Source organism: Desulfobotulus sp., assembly GCF_034006065.1.
Lineage (GTDB): Bacteria > Desulfobacterota > Desulfobacteria > Desulfobacterales > ASO4-4 > Desulfobotulus.
On sequence record NZ_JAVETM010000110.1, the window covers coordinates 1 to 3120 of the forward strand.

Consider the following 3120-nt stretch of genomic DNA (forward strand, 5'->3'; position numbering starts at 1 on the left):
ACCACAGCCCTTGCCATTCCCGTTTCCATCATCGGCACCTTCATTTTTCTCTGGATCTTCGGCCGTAACCTCAACGTGGTGAGCCTTGCGGGCATCAGCTTTGCCGTGGGCATGCTGGTGGACAGCGCCATCGTGGTGCTGGAGAACATTGACCGTCACCGAAGCCTTGGTAAGTCCGCCTTCCGGGCCGCCTATGATGGTGCAAGGGAGGTCAAAGGGGCGATTTTTGCCTCCACAGCCACCACAGTGGCCGTATTCCTGCCCGTTATCTTTATTCAGGAGGAGGCGGGTCAGCTTTTCCGGGACATTGCCATTGCCATCACCTTTGCCATTCTTTTCAGCTTTCTTGTGTCCATTGCCGTTATTCCCACCATCATGAACCGCCTTTACGGATACGCCAAAAAGCCGGTTCAGGAAAAAAAAGGGCTGATCTATGCCTTTGGTGCCTTCATCCACCTGAACATCATGCGCATTGCGGGGTTCTTCCTTCAGAACTGGATGACCCGTGTGTTCTGTGTGCTGGCCTTCACGGGCATTGCCCTTGCCATTGTGGTGGGGCTTGCACCCAAGGCGGAATACCTGCCTCAGGGCAACCGGAACCTTGTGATCAATATTCTCATTCCGCCGCCGGGCAGTTCCGTGGAAAAGCGCACGGCTGTGGGGGACTTCATCAAGGAGGAAACCCGGCCTTATTTTGAGGAAGAGTGGAAGGACGGAGTTCCCCGGATTTCCGACATCTGGTACGTGGGTACGGAGCAGCTGAGCCTTGTGGGCGCGGTTTCGGCCCATGAAACGGAAGCTTCCGGCATGATTCCCCTTTTCACCCGCATCATCCGCGAAATTCCGGACATGTTCGGGGTCAGCTTTCAGGCGGGTATTTTTCAGGATGATCTGGGCGGAAGCCGCACCATTGATGTGGACATCACAGGGGACAACCTCAATCTCATCATTGCCGCAGGCGGGCAGCTTTACGGAGCCATCATGGGGGCCATGCAGGGCGCCCAGGTGAGGCCCGTACCCTCCCTGGAAACGGCCTATCCCGAAGCCAACTTCATTCCCATAAAGGAGAGACTTGCTGCCATCGGCCTTACGGAAAGCGATCTTGGCGTATATGTGGATGTGCTCATGGACGGCAGAAAGATCGATGAATTCCGGCCTGAAGGGGACCGTCAGCTGGATATCGTGCTGAAAGGGCCAAAGGACAGGGCCCGCACTCCGGAGGCCCTGCTCAACACCCCCCTTGTGAATCCCCAGGGTTCCCTTGTGCGGGTGGGGGACGTGGCAAACCTTGTCTATACCCAGGGCATGACCCAGGTGAACCATCTGGAAAGAAAGCGCCATGTACGGCTTCAGGTGACCCCGCCGGATTCTGTTCCCCTGCAGGAAGCCATTGATATCCTGTCCGATACCGTGATCCGGCCCATGCAGGAGGCGGGCAGGCTTTCCGGTGTGGAGATCGGCATCGGCGGCAACGCGGACAAGCTCACCCAGACCCGCAATGCCCTGCAGTGGAACTTCCTTCTGGCCGTTGCCATCACCTATCTGCTCATGGCGGCCCTGTTTGAGAACTTTTTCTATCCCCTCATCATCATGTTCACCGTACCCCTGGCCGCAGCCGGAGGCTTCATGGGTCTGCGTCTGGTGGACGCCTTTGTGGCACCTCAGGGCTTTGACGTGGTGACCATGCTGGGTTTCATCATCCTTGTGGGAACGGTGGTGAACAACGCCATTCTCATTGTGCACCAGTCCCTGAACAACGTGCGCTACGAGGGCTTTTATGGGGTGGAAGCGGTGCGGGAGGCGGTACGCACCCGCATCCGGCCCATTTTCATGAGTGCTGCCACCTCCATTTTCGGCATGCTGCCCTTAGCCCTTTCCACGGGAGCGGGCAGTGAACTGTATCGAGGGCTTGGGAGCGTGATTCTGGGGGGGCTTGCCCTTTCCACGGTGTTCACCCTTTTTGTGATTCCTGCACTTCTTGCCTTTTTCATCGGTTTTGAGAAGAAGCGGGATGACAGCGTTTTCACCTGAAAAATCCTGAGCGCACGCCGTTTGGCCATCTGAAAACATGCGCTCATAATCCTATGTGGAATAAGGGAGACCCCCCTATGAGAAGTCCTTTGCCGATATCGGGCATGAGGTGTTGCCTTTTTGCCCTGCTCCTTCTCCTTTCAGGACAGGCCCTGGCCTCGGAGGCAAACCGCTGCCTGGCAAACCTCATGGAAGCGGCTCTGGAGAACCGGGATATCGTGAAAATGTATGAAATCTCCCGGCGTCAGGCCGAAGAGGGGGTCAGGGAAAGGAAGGCGGCCTTTCTTCCCGGTGTGGATGCCTCCTATACGGCCCATCGCCTGAACGACAGCACCCTTTTTGAAAACGATGAAAACGCCGCATGGAAGATCGCGGCCCGGTGGAACCTTTTTGCCGGATTTCAGGATCAGAGTCTCCTTGCCGTGGCCCGCAGCCAGGTGGGGGTGCAGGAGGCTCTGATGGAAGGCCTGCGTCAGGATGTGCGGCTGGAGGTGGCTTTAGCCTTCCTTGGGGTACACCGGGCTCTGGCGGAGCGGGAAGTGGCCCAGAATGCCCGTAACCTCTACCGTCAGGAGTATGCCCATGCCCTGAGCCGTCATGGAGTGGGGGTGATCCGTAAAGCCGATTACCTCAAGATCAAGGTGGTGCTGGATGATGCGGAACAGGCCTGGATGCGGGCGGACGCGTCGGTAACCAAGGCCATGAATCAGCTGTCCCGTACAACAGGGCTTTCCCTTGGGCTTTCCGATCTGGATTTTTCCGACTTTGAGAATCTCCCTTCCCTGGAAAAGGAAGTGCTTCTGCGGGAGAGGATGCAGGCGGGCAGGAGTGAGCTGAAAATCCTCGCCTTTTCAAGGGACATGGCCGAAGAAGGGGTGCGTCAGGCAAAAAGCGCCTACCTTCCCAGGGCTGACCTCAGCCTTTCCCACGGGCAGTCTGCGGACAATTACGCCCTTTCCGATCAGGTGAAGGATGAGACCCGGCTGACCCTCTCTTTGTCCGTCAACCTGTTTGACGGTCTGAAAAAGCCCGCTGTGTTGGCCCGCAACCGGATGGCGGTGAGTCGTCTGGACCATGAGCGCCAGGAGG

Annotated in this window: 2 protein-coding genes; both read left to right on the forward strand. The window is 57.4% G+C overall.

The window, feature by feature from the left end; translation table 11 throughout:
* On the forward strand, positions 1–2031 hold a 2031-nt coding region (locus tag RBR60_RS16580; protein ID WP_320358871.1), incomplete at its 5' end, for an efflux RND transporter permease subunit.
* A 77-nt stretch (positions 2032–2108) separates the two neighbouring features.
* On the forward strand, positions 2109–3120 hold a 1012-nt coding region (locus RBR60_RS16585), incomplete at its 3' end, for a TolC family protein (protein WP_320358873.1).